Source organism: Spirosoma sp. KNUC1025 (assembly GCF_045160025.1).
Taxonomy (GTDB): Bacteria; Bacteroidota; Bacteroidia; order Cytophagales; family Spirosomataceae; genus Spirosoma.
Window position 1 is genome coordinate 6,548,922 of sequence record NZ_CP087139.1, and the last position, 19,852, is coordinate 6,568,773.

A 19,852-nucleotide genomic window follows, 5' to 3' on the forward strand; every position below is an offset into this window, starting at 1 on the left:
TTCCTCCCCCTCCTCCATTTCTTCCCCTACTCCTCCCTTAGCTTATGCTCCGTAATTACTTTAAAATTGCTGTCCGGAGTTTGCTGAAGAACAAGCTCTATTCGTCCATTAATGTATTCGGACTGGCATTGGGCATGGCCTGTAGTCTGCTGATTGGCCTCTGGGTACTTGATGAACTTAGTTATGATCGCTTCCTGCCCAATGCAGAAGCCATCCACTACGTTCGGGTCAATTTCCCAACGCAGACCGGCGACACCGTCACAAACACCGTTACGCCCGGCCCTCTTCAGGAAGCCATTGCAAAAGACGTACCGGAAGTGGCAGCGGTAGTCAAGATGAATTACGGGTCCGAATTTCTGATTAAGGTAGGCGAAAAAACGGCTAAGGAAAAAGGGCATTACGTTACCGACGACTTTTTCGGCGTGTTCGATCTGCCAGCTGTTTATGGCAATCCGAAAGCAGCACTGCGCCAGACGAACCAGATCGTTATTACTAAAAAAATAGCAGACAAATTTTTCCCAAATGGCTTAGCGCTTGGAAAAACGTTGCAGTTGGACAACGATAAGTTCTACGTTGTTGGCGCCATCCTTGAGGATCTTCCCCACAACTCTTCCTTGCAGTTCGATTGGCTGGTGAACTGGAAAGTGCAGGAGCAGGACTGGATGAAAACCTGGGGTAATAATTCCTTTTATACGTACGTCCGGCTAAAACCTCACACGACTGCCGCCCAGGCCGATATGGCAATGGCGGATATCTATCCGCGTTTTGCGGGAAAGAACTTCGAAACAGCACGCCCAACCCTACAACCTATCACCAACCTGCACCTGTATGGCGAATACAAAAATGGGAAGCCCGTTGGTGGCCGAATCGAATACGTCCGTGTTTTTGCCATCGTTGCGCTCTTCATTCTGCTGATTGCCTGCATCAACTTTATGAATCTGGCCACGGCCCGCTCGTCGACGAGGGCCAAAGAAGTGGGTGTCCGGAAGGTGGTCGGTGCGTTACGTTCATCGCTGGTTGGTCAGTTCCTGAGCGAGTCAGTCCTGACGAGTCTGCTGGCGGCAATTCTGGCGGTGGGATTAGTCTGGTACGTACTACCGACTTTCAATACGGTCTTTGGTAAGGAGTTGACGCTTAATCTGGGCGAACCAACACTCTGGCTCATCATTCTGGCACTGGTATTAATTACCGGCTTTCTATCAGGAAGTTACCCGGCGCTGTTTCTGTCATCGCTCCAGCCGATCAAGATTCTGAAAGGCCGGTTGCAGTTTGGCACGGGCCCGGCGCTGTTCAGGCGCGCCCTGGTTATTTTTCAGTTTTCCCTCTCGATTTTCCTGATTGTGGGGATGCTGGCGGTAGGTAAACAAATGAACTACCTCCGAACAAAAAATCTGGGTCTCGACCGCGAAAACGTAGTGTATATACCCTTGGAAGGCGAAATCGCACAGCCCAAAAATGTAGAAGCGTTCCGGCAGGAAGTAATGCGCAAGCCATCGGTTGCTTCAGCCACTACATCCATGCTGCTACCTGTTAATATTCAAGCCTCATCGGGTGACCTGACCTGGCCGGGTAAAGACCCCAAGCTGGAAACCAACGTATCGTGCATGTTTGTGGGAAGTGATTTTATCAAAACACTCAACATCAAGCTACTGGATGGCCGCGATTTCCGGGCTGGCAGCCTGGCCGATTCGACTAATTACCTCATGAACGAAGCCGCGGCAAAACTCATGGGCGTAAAAAATCCGGTCGGGAAAGAAGTAAAGTTCTGGCCCGGCAAAGGTCAGGTGATCGGTTTGATGAAAGATTTCCATATCAGCTCATTGCACGAACCGATTAAACCATTGATCCTCTGTTTCGACACAAAGAACACCAGTTATCTGCTCGTTAAAACACGTAGCGGACAAACGCAGCAGACCATTGCCGATCTGGAGCAACTTTCCAAAGAATTTAACCCAAACTACCCATTCAACTATCATTTTCTGGATGAGGAGTATGAGGGTATGTACCGCGCCGAACAACAGGTCAATACGCTCGTCAACTACTTTGGGGTGCTGGCTATTCTGATCTCATGCCTTGGTTTGTTTGCCCTGGCGGCCTTTACGGCCGAGCAACGCACGAAGGAAATCGGTGTCCGGAAGGTGCTGGGTGCCAGCATATCGAATATTGTGGGGCTGCTCTCGGCCGATTTTCTGAAACTGGTTTTCGTTGCCCTGCTACTGGCGTCGCCACTGGCGTGGTGGGCGTTGAGCAAATGGCTCGATACGTTCGCTTATCAAACGCAGCTAAGCTGGTGGATTTTCGGAACTGCTGGCACGCTGGCTGTTATCATCGCCTTTCTGACAGTAAGTTATCAGAGCATAAAAGCCGCTATGGCAAATCCGGTGACGAGCCTGAAAAGCGAGTAAATTGATCTTAAACGGAATGAACTAACTTTTTCTTTTTCTGCTCGCTGCTGGCTTCTGCTCGCAGTGAGCAGATTCTTTGTAAACGTAACAGAACAGATTTATAGAAATGCACTCAGGTCCAGTTGAAGGATTTCGGAAACGGCAGAGGACGTAGCTACTCCACCATCTCCTTTCCGGTAGCGAAACCAGACCTGGGTGCGATAGTTGTAAACAAAGCCTTCGAGAATGCCATAATCGTTCTCTTCAATTAGTCGAATTACTTTTAATAGATCATTTTTTTCGCCACTCGTCTGACAGATTTCGATTATCAACCGGGTTTGTTCGGCTTTGTGGTCAAATAAAAGCAGGTCAGGTACAGGATTGCCATATCCTTCAGCCAGCATTGTTTCTGGCAATGGTTCATATGGAATACTTCCGTTTTTGTAATAAAGGATGCCTAGTTCAACATGTAGCTTTGATATAATCTGTTGGTGACGAAGCGGAGCGTTAACGCCCATATCGTCATCGTGAGCTGCCCAAGGCAACGACGGAACTGGCTGATACATATTGATAACCTATTTGTTATTGACCAAATTTAACCAAAATAAGATGTTCCGCAATTACCTGAAAGTCGCCTTCCGGACCCTCTGGAAAAACCGGACGCATACGCTGATAAACATCGTTGGCCTGTCGGTGGCGTTCGGTACGTGCGTACTGCTGTTCCTGACGGCAACGTTTGAATTATCGTACGACAAATTCCATACCGACGCCGACCGCATTTTCCGCCTGTATTTTCTGTCCTCCAACCGCGACGGTACGCCCGACAAAGGATCGACTATGCCGTACCCAATTTTGCCCGTACTCAAAGCGGAGTTTCCGGAGATTGAAGGCGTAACGCGCTGGTTCAACCGGAGTGCGAGCATTCGTCGAAATGAGCAGACTTTCAACAAGAATGTCAGGATGGTTAACCCTGATTTTCTATCCATGTTTACGTTTCCGATGCTGAAAGGCAACCCTCAAACGGCCATGAACAGCCTGAGCGACATTGTCATCAGTGAAACCATGGCGAAAGACATTTTCGGGAAGGAAGATCCGGTGGGTAAGCCGCTTCAGTTACGGATGAACGATTCGTGGCAAACGTTCAACGTAACAGGCGTTGTGAGCAACGAGCCGAAAAACTCATCCTTTGAGTATGACGCGTTTATCCGCTCTGAAAATGCGGGCGATTACGCCGAAAACAAAGGTCGTTGGGATCATGGTAATCATGACGTTTACATAAAACTGAAAGCTGGTACCGATCCGCAAACCCTTCAACGGCGCACGCAGGCCGTTATGGATAAATATTTTGCCAAGGACATCAAGGATCGGCAGGAACAGGGATACCCTAAAAATGAACTGGGCTTTCAGCGGAGTCTTATGCTTCAGCCATTACTGAATGTTCATTTCGACACCGAAACAACGCAGGGCCTTGGCATCAGCAAAACCTACGTGTTTACCCTCCTGCTTGTGGGATTCTTTATTCTGGCTATTGCCTGCATCAACTTCATCAACCTGACCATTGCTCAATCGCTCTCGCGGGCGCGGGAAGTGGGCGTTCGCAAATCGCTGGGTGCGCAGCGGGGTCAATTATTCGGCCAAATCTGGGGTGAAACGGTGTTGTTATGTCTGGTAGCAATGGTCCTGGGGTTAGGCATGGCTTATGGAAGTTTGCCAACCTTTAATCGCCTGTTTCAGAGCCATCTGGCTATTACCGACTTTCTACAGCCAACGGTTCTGCTGATAACGGCTTTCGGCTTTCTGCTGATCACCCTCATCGCTGGCGGGTATCCGTCCTGGTTTGTAACCCGGTTCAATGCCGTCGAAGTGCTGAAAGGAAAAGTTAAGGTGAGTCGGCCGGGCCTGCTACGTAATTCACTGATTGTAACCCAATTTACTATTGCCTGCCTGCTTATTGTATGTACCTTAATTGTACGCCAGCAAATTTCTTACCTTCAGCAGAGGCCAATGGGGTTGGATAAAGAGCAGGTGGTCAGCATTCCGATCGGCGACGAACTCAACGGTAAGGATGCACTCAAAACGATGCGCGACCGGCTCGCCAATCAACCCAATATTGTTGCGGTGTCGGGTTCAGGCGTAAACATTGGCGCCGGGCTGGATGGGAGTTCGTCGCGCATGATGTACGGCTTTGCTTATGGCAAGCGGGACGTAACCTGCGACTGGCTACGTATCGACACCGATTACCTGAAAACAATGGGTATCAAGCTCTTACAGGGGCGTGATTTCAGTCCAGCCTTCAGAACGGATTCCAGTACGTCTGTGCTCATTACCCAAAGTATGGCGAAAGCCCTGGGCGAAGCCAATCCGGTCGGAAAATTCATTAAGCCAGATGCCAGGCAATTTCAGATTGTGGGCGTAGTGGCCGACTTCAATCTGTATTCGCTGCATCAGGAGATCAAGCCCATTACGCTGCAAATGCAGAATAATTCTCCGATTCAGTACATTCTGGTGCGCGTCGATCCGCACAACCTGACGGCTGCCATGGAAACGATTAAAACGACCTGGAAATCGATAGCGCCAAAACAGGAGTTTATTGGTTCGTTCCTCGATGAAAATACCGAGCGGTGGTACAAACGTGAGCAACGGCTGGCCAACATTTTTTCATCGGCAGCCGGTATTGCTATCGTCCTGTCGTGTATGGGTCTGTTTGCCATTGCCCTGCTTAGCATTCAACAACGTACCAAAGAGATTGGTGTCCGCAAAGTGCTGGGCGCATCCGTCACCAGCATTGTCGGTTTACTCTCCAAAGATTTTCTCAAACTCGTACTGGCCGCCATCATCATTGCCTCACCCATTGCCTGGTACGCCATGGACAAGTGGCTGGCTGATTTCGCCTATAAAATTGACATTGAATGGTGGGTCTTTGCCGTAGCGGGCGTACTGGCTATTGGCATCGCACTACTCACGGTTAGTTTCCAAAGCGTCAAAGCGGCTCTAATGAACCCGGTTAAATCACTGAAAACGGAATGATAGAAACAGGCAGAAGGGAAAAAGGAGAATGAATCAATTTAATAGTATACCTTCTCCTTTTTCCCTTCTACCTGTTCCCTTTTTCTCCCTCCTTATGCTCATCAACTACCTTAAAATCGCCTGGCGGAATCTCGCTAAATACCCAACGACAACGGGCATAAACCTGATCGGTTTAACCCTTGGCCTGACGACCTGTCTGCTCATTCTGCTATTTATCCGGTACGAATGGCGTTTCGACCGTTTCCACCCGGTAGGAGATCGAATTTACCGCATTAACGAAATTACGAAAACCGGCAACGATACAGAGAAGTCGGGGATTGTTCCGTATCCGCTGGGTGCCGCAATCCGCACGGATTTCCCGGACTGGCCAGTAGTAGCCAGTATCCACGCCGAAGAGAACACTTCTGTAGTTCTTTCGCCTGAAAAAATTCTGTCGGAAGATCGGGTTCTGTTTGCCGAGCCTCAGGTGTTTGATTTGTTTGCGCTGACCATGCGGGTTGGTAATGCCCGGGCCATTCTTGACCAGCCCAATCAGGTAATTTTAACGGAAAGTACGGCCCGCAATTTTTTTGGGAACACCGCCCCTATTGGCAAAACGTTTAGGCTTGGGCAAACAACCATGCTGCGGGTAGCAGGCATTATGGAAGACATGCCCGCCCAGACGCACCTGAATGCGAGCATGATTGTGTCGTACAAGACGCTGAAAACCTACATGTCGTGGGACATTACGCAATGGGGACTTCGTTCGGCGGGTAGCGTGTATGCGCTCCTGCCCGAAGGCCAAAATCCGGCCCAGTACGCATCCCGTCTGGATAAGGCGTCTAAAAAGTATTTTGAAGACGAGAACAGATCGGGCAGTTTACGTCATTTAACCTTACAGCCGCTTGAAGACATCCACCTCAATCCGGAGTTTGGAGGCACTCCGTTTGTCCCTCCCATCGCTCCTACTTATCTGTGGGTTTTTGGGATTATTGGGCTATTCGTTTTACTGATTGCCTGCATCAATTTTGTCAATATGGCCACGGCCCGAGCCACTACCCGCGCCAAAGAAGTGGGTGTTCGGAAAGTAATCGGCGCTACGTTCAGTCAGTTGGTTGGTCAGTTTCTGAGCGAAGCGTTCTGGCTGTCAATGTTTTCTGCAAGCCTGGCTGTATTCATCTCGTATCTGACACTGCCTACGCTCAACACCTTCCTGCAAAAGCAAATCGCCTTCGATGGTCCGGTTGTAACTGGCTTTATGCTGGCGCTGGCCTTGCTGACGGCCTTATCGGCGGGAACATATCCTGCTTTTTTCATGGCGAAACTGAAACCCGTGAAAGTACTGAAGTCCCGCGCCGAAGTGGGCCGGGGAAGTCAGGGCTGGGTTCGGCAGGGACTAGTCGTTTTTCAGTTCTCCATCTCCATCATTCTGGCCGTCGGCGTACTGGTTATTTACCAGCAAATGAAGCTTTTCCGCGAAAAAGATTTAGGATTCAACCGGGATGCCGTTGTGACGGTGTCGCTGCCGGATGCCGAGAGCAAACTGAACGTCTTTCGCCATTCGCTCAGCGAAATTCCGGGCGTTGAGCAGATCTCCTTTGCCATCGGCGCACCGACCTCCAACAACAACTTCACGACGGGCATGCACCCCGATCCGGCCAACCCGAATCAGCGTATCAATGTCAACATCAAACTAGCCGATGCCCATTACCTCCAGACATACGGGCTAAAACTAGCAGCCGGGCGTTTTCTTACCGATTCCGATACGCTAAGTATTTCACAAACAGTGCCTTTTGAACAACGACGATACGTATTTGTGGTCAATGAAGCACTGGTGAAAGCGCTCGGTTATGCGAAGCCGGAGAAAATTCTGGGGCGCCGGGTTAAGATTGGTCTCAATGATATTACCGCCGAAATTGTGGGGGTTGTACGCGATTTTCACGCCAGTTCCTTACGCGAATCGATACAGCCGGTGGTGATGCTGAATTTCCCCCACTACTATTTTTCGGCTGGGCTGAAGCTGCAGCCAACAAATTTACCAGCCACGATGGCTTCCATCGAACGGGCTTATAAAGAGCATTATCCGAACTCGCTGTACGAAGCTGAGTTTCTGGATCAAAGCTTACAGAAACTGTATGAAGAAGAATCGAGGCAGTTTACGCTGCTCCGTGTATTTGCGGGGTTGGCGCTCATCATCTGCTGTCTGGGTCTCTGGGGGCTGGCTACGTTTACGATAGAACGACGTACCAAAGAGATCGGCGTACGAAAAGTATTAGGGGCTTCCATAACCAACGTAGTGGCCCTGCTGTCGAAAGATTTCCTGAAACTGGTTCTGATCGCTATTCTGATTGGCAGTCCGGTTGCCTGGTGGGCCATGAATCAGTGGCTCAAGGATTTCGCCTATAAGATTAACGTCGAATGGTGGATGTTCGCCTTAACGGGCTTTCTGTCCATAACAATTGCGCTGCTCACAGTCAGTTTCCAAAGCATCAAAGCCGCTCTGATGAATCCGGTTAAATCACTGAAAACGGAATAACAGGAACAGGCAGACGGGAAAAGGGAGAAAGAATAACGATAATCCTACTTCCTTTTCCCGTCTGCCTGTTCCTCTTCCCCTACCTATGCTACGCAACTATTTCAAAATCGCGCTGCGGAATCTGGCTAAGCACAAAGCCAATACGGTCATCAACAGCACAGGTCTGGCTATTGGCATGGCCTGTTGCCTGCTGATTGTCTTGTACGTAACGGATGAGTTAAGCTACGACCAGCACTGGCCAAACGGAGAACGGATTTACCGGATGGCTCTGGAGCGTAAATATCCGGACCGAAGTACGAAATATGCCATTATCCCGCCTTCCTATGCGCAGTCTGTCAAGAAAGAAATTCCGGAAATAGAGCAGACGACCCGCGTATTCGACTTCGGCAATAATGCGCCGACGTTGTTTAAGCTGGACGGCCGGACGGTTGAGGAGAAGGGCATGTTGGGAGTTGATTCTACCTTTTTTCAGGTATTTCAAACGCCTATGCTACGTGGTCAGGCCAGTCAGGCGCTCAACCGACCCAATACCGTTGTCCTGACGCAAACCACAGCCCGGCGGCTGTTTGGGAAAACGAATCCGATTGGGAAAATCCTGGAAATTGTTCAGGGGCCCAACCTGGAAGTGACGGGGGTTTGCGTCGATCCGCTCCACAACGCTCATTTTACGTATAATTTCCTGGCATCCACACGCGGATTTGTCCAGGATAATCCGCCTAACCATATCAGTTTTGCGGCTCATACCTATCTGCTGTTACGTCCTAACGCCAGCCCCGAAGCCGTACAGGCCAAACTGCCAGCCGTTGTAGAAAAATACGCGGCCGGGGAAGTTGAACGTACTTTTGGGGTATCCTACCGTGATTATGTGAAATCAGGAAACGGCTATTTTTATTTCCTGCAGCCGCTACGTAATATTCACCTCGATTCGCATCTCGACTCCGAACACCAGCCCAACGGCAGTCGAACGCTGGTAACTATTTTTTCGATTATTGCCGGTTTTGTCCTGCTGATTGCCTGTATCAATTTCATGAATCTGGCTACGGCCCGCTCTTCAGACCGGGCCCGCGAGGTTGGTATCCGGAAATCGCTTGGTTCAACTACCAGTCAGCTGGCCGCTCAGTTTCTAACGGAATCGATCTTGCTAAGTCTCTTTAGCTTGCTGATTGCGATACTGCTGGTAGCCGCGCTGATTTCACCATTTAATACGCTGGCAGGCAAAACGCTCACCCTATTTTCGCTGGTACGCTGGGAAACGCTGCCGCTCTTGCTGGGCGGAGCCATTTTCGTGGGGCTGCTGGCAGGAAGCTATCCAGCCGGTGTTTTATCGACCTTTGAGCCGATTAAAGTGCTGAAAGGTAAATTTTCGTCAACCCGACAGGGGCATCTGCTTCGGAATGGGCTGGTTGTCTTTCAGTTTGCCATATCGGTACTCCTGATCGTCAGTACGGTTGTGGTGTTCAGCCAGTTGAATTTTATTCAGCAGAAAGAGCTGGGCTTTACCAAAGAATCGGTAATAAAGCTCAACGGTGCTGCTTTTCTCGGCAGAAATACGGAAGCCTTCAAACAGGAAGTGGCCAAATTATCGGGCGTGTCGGGCATTGGCGGCACCAGCAGTGCGCCGGGCGATCAAGGCTATTTTGGGATTACATTTCGCAAAAACGGCGAGAATGAAACCGTTACGGGCCGTGGCTGCGTGATCGATGAACGCTACATCCAGACGATGCAAATGGATATGCTGGCTGGGCGCCCCTTCAGCCGCCAGTTCGACGACTCGCTGTCGGTGATTCTGAACGAAGAAGCTGTGCGACAGATCGGCCTGGCTAATCCAGTTGGCAAACAGATTACCAGCCCCGACAACCTTGCTCAGGGCGGCACCTCACCCGTTACGTATACGGTTGTGGGCATCGTTCGCAACTTTCACTTTGGCTCCCTGCACGAACGTATCAGTCCGTTGTTCATTTTAAATAACCGACTTTTCCGTCAGATCGACAATCAACTTGTTGTGCGTGTACGGGACACGGAATCCCGCGCCGTACTGAGCCAGATCGAGGCCATCTGGAAACGTTATTTACCTGACCAGCCCCTGCATTACTCCTATCTGGACAACGACTGGACGGCGCTTTACCAATCGGAGCAGGTTGCTCAGCGGATATTCGGCGTATTTGCCATGCTGGCCATTTTCATTGCATGTATGGGTCTTCTTGGGCTGGCTATGTATGTCATCCGATTACGTACGAAAGAAATTGGTATCCGAAAAGTGCTGGGAGCCTCCATTCCGAGTCTGGTGGCGCTGCTGTCGAAAGATTTCCTGACGCTGGTGCTGATCGCTATTTTGATTGCCTCGCCCATTGCCTGGTACGCCATGGACCGCTGGCTGGATGATTTTGCCTATAAGATCGACCTCGAATGGTGGATGTTTGCCCTGGCCGGATTCCTTGCCGTGGGTATTGCTCTGTTAACGGTCAGTTTCCAAAGTATCAAAGCTGCGCTGATGAACCCGGTTAAATCACTGAAAACGGAATAAACGGAACAGGCAGACGGGAAAAGGGAGAAAGAATAACGATAATCCTACTTCCTTTTCCCGTCTGCCTGTTCCCTCTTCCCCTCCTTATGCTACACAACTATTTCAAAATCGCCTGGCGGAACATGATCCGCAACAAAACCTTTTCGGTGATCAACATTCTGGGCTTAGCACTTGGTATGACCTCAAGTCTGCTCATTTTGCTGTGGGTTCAGGATGAATTCAGCATCGGGAAGCAGTATGCCAATGCCCAGTTGCTGTACCGGGTGATGGAGAACGAAATCGCTGATGGACGCGTGGTTACGGATGAGGATACGCCGGGGATTCTGGCCGATGAACTGAAAAAACAGTTTCCCGAAATCGTATATGCGGCCGGGTTATCGTCGGAAGAAAATCATGTGCTGAGCGTGGGTGACAAATTAGCACGTGAGCGGGGGTGCTTCGTTGGGGCCGACTGGTTCAAGATGTATAGCCTGCCGCTGCTGGCTGGCAATCGGGAAACGGCGCTCAGTGCCCCGAACAACGTGGCCATCTCCCGAAAGGTGGCCGAAATGTATTTCAAAACACCACAGGCTGCCCTGGGAAAAGCGATTCGGTTCGACAATTACACCGACTATCAGGTAACGGCTGTGTTTGAGGACTTACCGTACAACTCAACGGATAAGTATGATTTTTTGCTCAACTGGACCAGGTATCTGAAGCGGGAACCCTGGCTGAACATGTGGGAAAACGGCGGTCCTGGAACCCGTCTGCAGCTCCGGCCGGATGCTGACCCCGTCAACGTCGATGCCAAACTCCGGTCTTTTCTGAAAGGACGTAACAAAGACATCAATGCAACCTTCAACATCGAGTTATTTCTTCAGCCAGAAACGGAAGCGTATCTCTACTCGAATTTCAGGAACGGGCACCGCGACGGCGGGCGCATCGAATATGTCAGGCTGTTTATCATCGTAGCGGCTTTTTTACTCCTGATTGCCGGCATCAATTTTATGAACCTGGCCACGGCCCGCTCGGTGAAGCGGGCGCAGGAGGTGGGCGTTCGCAAAGCGGTAGGTGCTGAGCGATTATCGCTGATCTGGCAGTTTATGGGCGAAGCCTTGCTGATGACAACCCTGGCGCTTGGTATCGCTATTTTACTGGTCAAACTGTTGCTGCCCGTTTTCAATGGGCTGACGGATAAGCAACTGAATCTACCATTAACGCAACCCGCGTTCTGGGCCTTTCTGGTCATTTTATGGATCGCAACGGGTGTTCTGTCGGGGAGTTATCCGGCTCTGTTCCTGTCGTCGCTGAATCCGATACGTGTGTTAAAAGGCACGCTACGTATCAGTACAGGCGCCCAGTTGTTTCGGCGGGGGCTGGTCGTTTTTCAGTTTGTGCTGTCTATCCTCATGATCGTAGGGACGGTTGTTGTTTACCGCCAGCTTCAATTTATCCAGACGAAGAACCTCGGCTACGACCGGGAGAATTTAATTACGATTCCCGGCGAAGGCGAAATAGCCCAGAAGTACCGGACGTTCAAACAGGAATTACTGCAATTGCCCGGTATTCAATCGGTTACGCATATGCAAACCAATCCGCTACGTAACGGCAACACGACTGATGGCGTGAAATGGGTTGGCAAAGACCCAACGCTGGCTATTCAGTTCAACAATACGTCGGTAGGCTATGATTTCATCAAAACCATGAAACTGAAGCTTATCCGTGGCCGCGATTTTTCGCCTGATTTTAGTACAGATACAACCAATTATCTGATCAATGAATCAACGGCTAAACGGCTGAGTTATAAAGACCCGATTGGGCAGCCCCTCACCTTTGGTACGCATCCGGGTAAGATTGTCGGACTGATTAAAGATTTTCATTTCAATTCATTGCACGTACCGATCCGCCCCCTCGTTATTCGACTGGCCGAAGATTGGGCTTACGGCAACATTCTCATAAAAACGCAGCCCGGCCAGACCAAACAGGCGCTCGCCAGTATTGAAGCCGTTTGCCGGACAATGAATCCTGCGTTTCCGTTTACGTATTCCTTCGTCGATTCAGATTACCAGAAGCTCTATGCAAGCGAAACCGTTGTCGGGACGCTGGCTACCCTGTTTGCGGGTCTGGCTGTTTTCATTGCCTGCCTGGGCCTGTTTGGTTTAGCTGCATTTACGGCTGAGCAACGTACTAAAGAGATTGGTGTCCGCAAAGTGCTGGGCGCTTCCGTCACCAGTATTGTCGGTTTACTCTCCAAAGATTTCCTCAAACTGGTGGTAATTGCCATTGTCATCGCTTCCCCGCTGGCCTGGTACGCCATGAAACAGTGGCTGGAAAGTTACGCGTATAAAATTGATCTGTCGTGGTGGATGTTCGTACTGGCGGGTTTGCTGGCTATTAGCATCGCGTTGCTTACGGTCAGTTTTCAGAGTATCAAAGCCGCCCTGATGAATCCGGTTAAATCACTGAAATCGGAATAACAGGAACAGGCAGAACGGAAAAGGAAAAAGGAATTGGATTGCCTGCCTTCTGCCTGTTCCCTTATCCATCCATCCCATGCTAACAAATTATCTCAAAATCGCTTTACGGAATCTTTGGAGAAACAAGATTTTCTCCGGTATCAACGTCGTTGGTCTGTCGGTTGGACTCGGCTCCTGCCTGCTGCTGTTTATGTACATCACGCACGAGCTGAGCTACGACGACTTTCAGAAAAAAGCCGACCGGCTCGTGCGTGTTACGATGGAGTACAGCATGGAAGGGCGCGTAGCGAAAATACCCGTAACAGGCACTAAAGTTGCGCCTGAATTTGGGCGGCAGTTTCCGGAAATCGAGTCGGGCGTTCGGCTGATAAACCGCGATGCCGTCGTCATCAACGGGGATCGGCAGTTTAGCGAGAAGCGGGTTGTCTTCGCTGATTCGGCTTTCTTTTCCCTGTTTTCGTTTCCGTTACGTACTGGAAATCCACAAACCGCACTGGCTGGGCCAAACCTGGTTGTGCTGTCGGCAACAACGGCGCAGAAGTATTTTGGTGGCGCTAACCCGATTGGCAAAAATCTACGCATCAACACGGGCGGCAGTTTTCGGGATTACACCGTAACGGGCATCGTAGAGGATTGCCCGGCCAATTCTCAGATCAAGTACGACTTACTAGCCTCCTTTGCTACGCTCCCGGCGGCCAAAACCGAGGAATGGTATTCGGCGAACTACGCTACGTATCTGCTTCTTCGAAAGCCGGAAGACATTGCCCGTTTACAGGCAAAAATTCCGGCCTTCATGAAAACACAGTTTAGCAAAGACGAGATGTCGGCAGGCAGTTACCTGACCTACAACCTGGAACCGATACGTCGCGTGCATCTGCATTCGGAGGTAGAAGGCAGTTTCGAACCTAATGGTGACCTGACTTACATCTACATTTTCGGATCGATTGCATTGCTGATTCTGCTGATTGCCTGCGTCAATTACGTCAATCTGGCTACCTCACGGGCTGTCGAACGAGCGCAGGAAGTGGGGGTGCGGAAGGTAATGGGCGCTATGCAGGGGCAATTGTTCGGGCAGTTTATCGGTGAGTCGGTTATTGTTACGTCAATCGCGCTGGCGCTGGGCTTGTTGCTGGCTATTCTTACCTTGCCCTTGTTCAATACCCTGTCCGACCGGCAATTTACGTCCGATGTCTGGCTCAAACCCGGTAATCTTCTGTTGCTCCTGGGCATTGGGCTGGTTGTCAGCCTCCTGGCGGGCAGCTATCCTGCTTTGGTATTGGCGCGGTTCCAGCCGGTACGTGTTCTGAAAGGTCATCTAAAAACAGTGGGTGCAGGTCAGTTCCGGAAAGCGCTGATTGTTTTCCAATTTGCCATTACCGCCTTTCTTATCATCAGTACGTTGCTGGTTCGCAATCAGTTATCGTTTATCCAGCATAAAAAACTAGGTTATAGCAAAGATCACGTTCTGATGCTCCCTGTCGATAAGCAGGTTAAGGAAAAGATCAGTACGCTGAAAACGGAGTTTCGGCAAAACACAGACGTACAGCAGGTTTCGCTGGCGTCGGAGTCGCCGGTATTTGTCAACGGGGGATACGGAATGCGTCGAGCCAATCGTCCGGATGATCAGTACAAGATGGTGGCAGGCTTACAGATTGACGAGGATTTTATCAAAACGATGGGGTTGCAGCTGGTGGCGGGCCGCGACTTAACCCGAACGGACGTAGAACAGGCCATGAAATCTGACGGCGACAGCCTGAACTATTACCATTTCATTCCGAACGAATCGGCGGTAAAAGAACTCGGCTGGACACCACAGCAGGCAATCGGACAAAAAATCGATATGGGCGGCAACCGCAAAGGTGAGATCAAGGCCGTTGTGGCAGATTTTCATTTTGCCTCCATGAAACAGAAAATTGGTCCGCTTATTCTCTTCCCCGAAGTCGGTGGTGAAATTCTGCTGGTCAAACTCTCGGGTAGTCAGTTGCCGGCTACGCTCCAGTTTCTGGAAGGCAAATGGCGCACGCTGATTCCCGAACGACCCTTTTCGTACGAGTTCATGGACGAGGAATTTAATAAGCTGTATGCTGCCGAAACACGTACTGGCCGTATTTTCAGCGTCTTTGCGTTCTTATCCATCTTTCTGGCCTGCCTGGGCCTGTTTGGTTTATCGGCCTACACAACGGCACAACGCACCAAGGAGATTGGCGTTCGGAAAGTGCTTGGCGCATCAGTGTTCAGTATTGTCGGGCTGCTTTCCAAAGATTTTCTTAAACTGGTCGTCATCGCTATTGTCGTCGCATCGCCGGTTGGCTGGTACGCGATGAACCGTTGGCTGCGCGATTTCACTTACCGCATCGATATCGACTGGTGGGTTTTCGCGCTGGCCGGACTCCTTGCCGTGGGTATTGCTCTGCTGACCGTCAGTTTCCAGAGTATCAGGGCAGCCCTGATGAATCCGGTAAAATCACTGAAAACGGAATAATCTGGAAAAAGCATAGGGATGTGGATAAATACCCGATTCATGTCCCTATGCGCCAATTCCAGGACTCGCAGTGTTATTCTGCCGGTATAATGTTGGCGTTATACCCTCCATCGTTTTGAAAAGGCGGGAAAAATAATGCAAATTATTGAAGCCTACCTGATAACCCACTTCCGATACAGTGGCGGCCGGGTCGGTCAGCAACCGCTTGGCTAGATTAATACGTTCCCGGATAATGTACTCGACCGGTGATGAGCCAAACACCTCTTTGAACGAACGGAAAAAACCGGACTTGCTCATACAGGCACTCTGACACAATACGTCAATACTGATCTTCTCCGTCAGATGCTCGCGAATGTATTCGACCACCGACATAAACCGGCTATTGTCGGGCAGGCTTTTGTGAACAATGGCCATATTCTGTGTCTGAATGACCCGAATCAGCAGTAATTTAAGCGTCAGATCGGCCAGAGCATCTTTTGCCGGATCATCCTCCATACTGATACTTATCAGCTTGTTGATCACATTCGCAAGCTCGCGGTTGTTGTAAAAATGGTACTGACTGAAATTCAGTTTCCACTCACCGATAGCTTCTTGACGAGGATACTGTTCATTCAGGAAAGCCAGCGTTTGCGCCACTACGTCCCAGTCGAGCGCCATTGTTGCGCACTGCACCGGATGCTTTCCGTCGGCTTCCGGAAAATCGACCTTCATCGATACGCCTTCCGGTAAAATAACGGTTTCGCCGGGTAAGAAATCGAAACCGTTTTTCTCGGGAAGATACATGACTTTTTTACCCCGCATCATGCTGGTAATGACTAGGCCATCGTACGACAGCACAACGCCTGAACAGGCATGGTACGTCTCGAAAATATTGAGTTCATACTGATTCAGGTTAAAAACCCGCCGATGTTCAACCAGGGAGTGTAGTTCACTGGCGTCGGAAAGATTGATGGGCGTCAGCACACACCCACATTGGCTATCAGTCTGCATACCTACAAAAGCGAGTTTCTGGCAATACTGTTCAAAGCCATAAAGTAGAATTGGACAATAGTAGTATTTCTTGGTAATATAGTGCAAACGGCCGTTATCCCCATCCCTTAGTTTTGCCAGCAACTCTATCTCAGGAGCCTCATAATCAAAACGTATCGTATGGGTATTTCCCTAGAACAGGCAGAAACAGCCATCAAAGCAGCCAAAGAAAAGGCTGTAGAAATCAACACCCTGATGAATATTGCCGTAGTGGACGCGGGCGCTAATCTGATCGCCTTTGTTCATATGGATGGCGCGTGGCTCGGGTCAATTGATATTTCACAGCGGAAAGCCAGAACAGCCCGGTATTTCGATATGCCGACAGGAGAGCTTGGCAAGCTATCGCAGCCAGGTGGCTCGCTCTACAACATTGAGCATTCCAATGGTGGTTTGATTACGTTTCCGGGGGGGCTGCCGATCAAAAATGCCGATGGTGAAATTATCGGTGCAATCGGGGTTTCGGGCAGCACTGTCGATAATGACCATACCGTTGCGCAGGCTGGTGTGGATGCGATTGGCGGTTAATTATGGATATCAAGGGCCGTATCGCAACAGGTGTTTGATTACTGAATTCTTCTTTGTTAATCTCTAAACCCTAGTCAATTATGTGTCAGAATCATGGTGTTGCCTACATAAAGCCCGGCATGGTTGAAGTGCAGTCTATTGAGTATCCGAAGCTGGCTCTCGGTGACCGACAATGTCATCATGGCGTTATTCTTCAAATCGTTTCGACCAACATCTGCGGCAGCGATCAGCATATGGTACGTGGGCGAACAACAGCCCCGGCCGGGTTGGTACTGGGTCATGAGATAACGGGGCTGGTTATCGAAACCGGGCGCGATGTCGAATTCATCAAAAATGGAGATCTGGTGTCGGTTCCCTTTAATATTGCCTGCGGACGTTGCCGGAATTGCAAGGCTGGACAAACGGGTATCTGTCTGAATGTGAATCCGGCGCGGCCCGGCGCAGCTTACGGCTACGTCGATATGGGCGGCTGGGTTGGCGGCCAGGCTGAATATGTAATGGTCCCGTACGCCGATTTCAATCTGCTCAAATTTCCGGATAAAGATCAGGCCCTGGCCAAAATTCGCGATTTAACGCTCCTTTCCGACATTTTCCCCACGGGCTATCACGGAGCTGTTACGGCCGGTGTTGGCCCCGGTTCGATTGTCTACGTAGCCGGAGCTGGCCCCGTTGGGCTGGCCTGTGCGGCATCCTGCCATTTGCTCGGCGCTGCGGTCGTGATTGTCGGCGATATGATTCCCGAACGACTCGAACAGGCGAAAAGCTTTGGTTGCGAAGTTGTGGATCTACGTAAGGAAACCCCGCTCCCCGACCAGATAGCTGAAATCATTGGTGTACCCGAAGTCGATTCGGCGGTTGACTGCGTAGGCTTTGAAGCCAGAGGCCACGGTGCGAACTCCCATACCGAACTGCCAGCTACCGTACTCAACTCAGCGATGACCGTTACGCGGGCGGGCGGGGCTATCGGCATTCCGGGTCTTTACGTAACAGGCGATCCGGGCGCGTCGACGGAAGCGGCTAAAGAAGGGAACCTGAGCATCCGAATCGGGCTGGGCTGGGCTAAGTCGCACTCATTTTACACGGGGCAATGCCCTGTTATGAAGTATCACCGGCAGTTGATGAATGCTATTCTGTACGAAAAAATTCAGATTGCCAAAGCCGTAAACGTAGAAGTGATTAGTCTGGACATGGCTCCGCAAGGGTATCATGACTTCGACAAAGGCGCTGCCAAGAAATTTGTTATCGACCCCCACGGCTTAATTCCGAATTAGGCGGAGAGCAATCTGGCTTCTTTCTCCGTGTGCCTGTTCCTTTATTTCTACCATTACGCGTCCTGTCCACTGTCGTACAGAAACTGTCCGATAGTGGACATTTTTTGTACGATAACCAATATAAGTGTTTGATATTTAATCTTTTATATATATGGCATGATACTGGTACAACGGATTTAAAACAATCCTCTTTCACTACACTATCTCACTGGAATCATGAAAGCGCAACTTACTTTTCTAAGCATTTTTATGAAAGTGCTGCTGTTGCTCCTGATTCTTGCTTTCTGTTTTACAGGCAGCTCTCCGGATGAGGCTGCCGTCAACGACCCTCAGCAACATTCGAGTCCAGTAGCAATCAAGGGTTTATCGGACAAGGACGTAACGGACGCACTGGTAAATTCTATACGTTTAAAATAAGCCCGGAGCAAGGTATCTGGAGTACGGTTTCTACCAGGCGCCTTGCCCTAAGTCTTCTGCTATGCGTAACTTTACTATCATTCTTTGTCTGATTATCCATTCACTCACCAGTCAGGCACAGCTCACCACTCCACCCATTGGCGGCAACAAAAAAGCGTCAGTCTCCGAGCAGATTGGCCTGACAACCGTTACGATCCACTATGATCGGCCGGGTGTAAAAGGTCGCGAAGGAAAAATCTGGGGAACGCCCATAGCCCATTACGGCTTTAAGGACCTCGGTTACGGACCGGGGCAACCCGCTCCGTGGCGTGCGGGTGCAAACGAAACCACAACCATCTCGTTTTCTGATGATGTGAAAGTCGAAGGCAAACCGCTGGCGGCCGGCACCTACGGCTTGTTTATGAATCTGGGTGAGCAGGAAACCACGGTTATCTTCTCAAAAATAGTGGTCTCCTGGGGAAGCTATTACTACGATCCGGCCATGGACGTATTGCGCGTATCGGTGAAAAATCAATCGCTCGACCGGTCAGAAGAGTTGCTGACCTTTTCCTTTATCAACCAGACCGATAGCTCCGCAGCCGTGGCGCTGACGTGGGAAAAACGACGAATTCCGTTTACGGTTAGCGTCGATTTAGTAAGTCAGCAAATGGCCTCGTTTCGGAAAGAACTGCTCTCGAAGCCCGGTTTCACCTGGCAATCGCTGGTTCAGGCCGCTACGTATTGTCTGGAAACCAGCCGTGATCTGAAGCAGGGACTCACCTGGGCCGACCAGGCGATCAACGCCCGCTACGTTGGTCAGAAAAATTTCCAGACGCTGAGCACCAAAGCGGCAATCCTGAATGCCCTGAACAAACCCAACGAAGCTACGGCCTTAATGAACGAAGCGATGCCGATGGGAACGATCAATGAATTGCATCAGTACGGACGTAGCCTGCTGGCACAGAAACGCGCGCAGGACGCCTATGCCGTTTTTAAGGCCAACTACGATAAAAATCCCAATCAGTTTACAACCAACGTGGGTATGAGCCGGGCACTGGTCGCCATTGGCAAGCCAAAGGAAGCATTACCCTATTTGCAGGCGGCCTTACCTCAGGCTCCCGATGCACTGAACAGGGGGAATATCGAGGCAATGATGAAAGCCATTACGGAAGGAAAGACAGTCATTAATTAAAAATGGGAGGAATGGGAATAGCGGGAAGAAAGGGTCGAGAGAGCTTGCCGA

12 protein-coding genes are annotated in these 19,852 nt (G+C 50.3%); 10 read left to right on the forward strand and 2 right to left on the reverse strand.

Annotation, left to right across the window (positions count from 1 at the left end; genetic code table 11):
• Positions 1 to 44: 44 nt before the first annotated feature.
• Complete coding sequence (locus LN737_RS28700; protein WP_405514352.1) at positions 45 to 2,405, forward strand: ABC transporter permease; 2,361 nt, start codon at positions 45 to 47, stop codon at positions 2,403 to 2,405.
• A gap of 98 nt (positions 2,406 to 2,503) precedes the next feature.
• Here LN737_RS28700 and LN737_RS28705 read toward each other — a convergent pair whose 3' ends face one another.
• On the reverse strand, positions 2,504 to 2,950 hold the full coding sequence (locus tag LN737_RS28705; protein WP_405514354.1) for a hypothetical protein: 447 nt from the start codon (positions 2,948 to 2,950) through the stop codon (positions 2,504 to 2,506).
• A gap of 43 nt (positions 2,951 to 2,993) precedes the next feature.
• Here LN737_RS28705 and LN737_RS28710 point away from each other — a divergent pair, with 43 nt between their 5' ends.
• The 5 genes from LN737_RS28710 to LN737_RS28730 all read left to right on the forward strand — a co-directional run bounded on the left by LN737_RS28710 (position 2,994) and on the right by LN737_RS28730 (position 15,388).
• A complete protein-coding gene (locus LN737_RS28710; protein ID WP_405514356.1) occupies positions 2,994 to 5,411 on the forward strand; it encodes an ABC transporter permease in 2,418 nt (805 codons plus the stop codon).
• A 94-nt stretch (positions 5,412 to 5,505) separates the two neighbouring features.
• Complete coding sequence (locus LN737_RS28715; RefSeq protein ID WP_405514358.1) at positions 5,506 to 7,926, forward strand: ABC transporter permease; 2,421 nt, start codon at positions 5,506 to 5,508, stop codon at positions 7,924 to 7,926.
• A gap of 85 nt (positions 7,927 to 8,011) precedes the next feature.
• The gene (locus tag LN737_RS28720) at positions 8,012 to 10,450 is read left to right on the forward strand and encodes an ABC transporter permease (protein WP_405514359.1); all 2,439 of its coding nucleotides are present in this window, start codon (positions 8,012 to 8,014) and stop codon (positions 10,448 to 10,450) included.
• Positions 10,451 to 10,536: 86 nt separating this feature from the next.
• Positions 10,537 to 12,906, forward strand: a complete 2,370-nt coding sequence (locus LN737_RS28725) for an ABC transporter permease (protein WP_405514361.1) — start codon at positions 10,537 to 10,539, stop codon at positions 12,904 to 12,906.
• A gap of 76 nt (positions 12,907 to 12,982) precedes the next feature.
• Entirely contained in the window at positions 12,983 to 15,388 is a 2,406-nt protein-coding gene (locus tag LN737_RS28730) for an ABC transporter permease (RefSeq protein ID WP_405514363.1), read from the forward strand.
• 45 nt (positions 15,389 to 15,433) lie between these two features.
• On the opposite strand, the gene LN737_RS28735 is transcribed toward LN737_RS28730, so the two are convergent.
• Positions 15,434 to 16,378 (reverse strand): helix-turn-helix domain-containing protein, encoded by a 945-nt coding sequence (locus LN737_RS28735; protein WP_405514365.1) that lies wholly within the window; start codon positions 16,376 to 16,378, stop codon positions 15,434 to 15,436.
• Between the two features lie 159 nt (positions 16,379 to 16,537).
• Between LN737_RS28735 and LN737_RS28740 the strand changes: the two genes are divergently transcribed.
• From LN737_RS28740 to LN737_RS28755, 4 genes are all read left to right on the forward strand, one after another.
• Complete coding sequence (locus tag LN737_RS28740) at positions 16,538 to 16,942, forward strand: heme-binding protein (RefSeq protein ID WP_405514367.1); 405 nt, start codon at positions 16,538 to 16,540, stop codon at positions 16,940 to 16,942.
• An 80-nt stretch (positions 16,943 to 17,022) separates the two neighbouring features.
• On the forward strand, positions 17,023 to 18,213 hold the full coding sequence (fdhA, locus tag LN737_RS28745; protein ID WP_405514369.1) for a formaldehyde dehydrogenase, glutathione-independent: 1,191 nt from the start codon (positions 17,023 to 17,025) through the stop codon (positions 18,211 to 18,213).
• A gap of 216 nt (positions 18,214 to 18,429) precedes the next feature.
• Entirely contained in the window at positions 18,430 to 18,630 is a 201-nt protein-coding gene (locus LN737_RS28750) for a hypothetical protein (RefSeq protein ID WP_405514371.1), read from the forward strand.
• A 61-nt stretch (positions 18,631 to 18,691) separates the two neighbouring features.
• On the forward strand, positions 18,692 to 19,801 hold the full coding sequence (locus tag LN737_RS28755) for a DUF2911 domain-containing protein (RefSeq protein WP_405514373.1): 1,110 nt from the start codon (positions 18,692 to 18,694) through the stop codon (positions 19,799 to 19,801).
• Positions 19,802 to 19,852 lie beyond the last annotated feature (51 nt).

Coding starts and splice junctions, on each gene's coding strand:
- LN737_RS28725 (WP_405514361.1), top strand. CDS start 10,537: ATGCTACACAACTATTTCAAAATCGCCTGGCGGAACATGATCCGCAAC.
- LN737_RS28705 (WP_405514354.1), bottom strand. CDS start 2,950: ATGTATCAGCCAGTTCCGTCGTTGCCTTGGGCAGCTCACGATGACGAT.
- LN737_RS28755 (WP_405514373.1), top strand. CDS start 18,692: ATGCGTAACTTTACTATCATTCTTTGTCTGATTATCCATTCACTCACC.
- LN737_RS28700 (WP_405514352.1), top strand. CDS start 45: ATGCTCCGTAATTACTTTAAAATTGCTGTCCGGAGTTTGCTGAAGAAC.
- LN737_RS28735 (WP_405514365.1), bottom strand. CDS start 16,378: ATGCAGACTGATAGCCAATGTGGGTGTGTGCTGACGCCCATCAATCTT.
- fdhA (WP_405514369.1), top strand. CDS start 17,023: ATGTGTCAGAATCATGGTGTTGCCTACATAAAGCCCGGCATGGTTGAA.
- LN737_RS28740 (WP_405514367.1), top strand. CDS start 16,538: ATGGGTATTTCCCTAGAACAGGCAGAAACAGCCATCAAAGCAGCCAAA.
- LN737_RS28750 (WP_405514371.1), top strand. CDS start 18,430: ATGAAAGCGCAACTTACTTTTCTAAGCATTTTTATGAAAGTGCTGCTG.
- LN737_RS28730 (WP_405514363.1), top strand. CDS start 12,983: ATGCTAACAAATTATCTCAAAATCGCTTTACGGAATCTTTGGAGAAAC.
- LN737_RS28720 (WP_405514359.1), top strand. CDS start 8,012: ATGCTACGCAACTATTTCAAAATCGCGCTGCGGAATCTGGCTAAGCAC.
- LN737_RS28715 (WP_405514358.1), top strand. CDS start 5,506: ATGCTCATCAACTACCTTAAAATCGCCTGGCGGAATCTCGCTAAATAC.
- LN737_RS28710 (WP_405514356.1), top strand. CDS start 2,994: ATGTTCCGCAATTACCTGAAAGTCGCCTTCCGGACCCTCTGGAAAAAC.